This window comes from Mesorhizobium sp. M4A.F.Ca.ET.090.04.2.1 (assembly GCF_003999085.1).
Lineage (GTDB): Bacteria > Pseudomonadota > Alphaproteobacteria > Rhizobiales > Rhizobiaceae > Mesorhizobium.
This window is the reverse complement of the sequence record NZ_RZOT01001022.1, coordinates 1-479: the sequence shown is the minus strand read 5'-3', so window position 1 is coordinate 479 and position 479 is coordinate 1. Positions and strand designations below refer to the sequence as shown.

Annotated in this window: 1 protein-coding gene; it reads right to left on the bottom strand. The window is 67.0% G+C overall.

Going from position 1 to position 479, the window contains the following annotated elements; translation table 11 throughout:
- Positions 1-479: NAD(+) diphosphatase (locus EN781_RS33845; RefSeq protein WP_145965843.1), on the bottom strand; the 479-nt coding region annotated here is incomplete at both ends.

The following is a 479-nucleotide window of genomic DNA, read 5'->3' as shown; positions in this document are numbered from 1 at the left end:
GATGGTGCGCGATCGCACCCTTGGGCGGCGTGACCAGATTGCCGGGATGCGCCCTGTCCAGCATCAGGCGCACCTCGTCGCGCAAAAACCACCGGCAGTCTTCCAACTCGTTGAGGTCGGCCTGGATGTCGTCGTTGAGCGGCTCGCCGAAGCACCCGATCATCAGCGAATAGGGGAAAGGCCAGGGCTGGCTGGCGTGGTAGACGACGCGGCCAAGCTGGATGCCGGCCTCCTCCAGCGTCTCGCGGCGCACCGCCGCCTCGATCGTCTCGCCCGGCTCGATGAAGCCCGCCAGCGCTGAATACATGCCAGGCCCGAAATGACGGCCACGCCCGAGCAGGCACTTGTCCGCCGTCACCGTCAGCATGATCGCCACCGGATCAGTCCGTGGAAAATGGTCGGTGCCGCAGGCCGGGCAGTGCCGCCTGTAGCCGCCGGCGCGCATTTCCGAACGGCTGCCGCATTTGCTGCAGAAGGCG